Below are 447 nucleotides of genomic sequence, written 5' to 3' on the forward strand. Positions count from 1 at the left end.
TATGGGTATTGTTGGCCGTAGAGAGGAACACATCATTGTTTTCCGAGAAGCCCAGGCCCCAGGTATTGTTGGAGGTTGCCCCCATGAACTCGATATTTTTGCCGTCCACATCAAAGCGGTAGGCCCCCTGGTTGAACTTCACGCTGCCATGGTAACCGGAGTAGCCCACCGTTCCCCAGATCTTGTTGTCAAACCCGTAATGCAGGCTGGAAGGTCCGGCATGGGTATCGAAAGTTCCCCAGTTGCCCATGATCTTTTCGCGGACATCGGCCTTATCGTCGCCGTCGGTATCCTTCAGGAAGATAAAGTCAGGTGCCTGGGCAATGATGACCCCGCCATTGGCAAATACGATGCTGGTGGGGATGTTGAACTTATCGGCAAAGATGGTGAACTTATCTGCTTTTCCGTCCCCGTCGGTATCCTCGCAGATCTTGATGCGGTCCTGGC

Annotated in this window: 1 pseudogene; it reads right to left on the reverse strand. The window is 53.5% G+C overall.

Features of this window, described 5'->3' with window-relative positions:
* A pseudogene (locus P2W84_RS17095) lies at positions 1-447 on the reverse strand (hypothetical protein); the annotation flags it as partial.

Source organism: Pedobacter sp. JY14-1, assembly GCF_029269825.1.
Classification (GTDB): Bacteria; Bacteroidota; Bacteroidia; order Sphingobacteriales; family Sphingobacteriaceae; genus Pedobacter.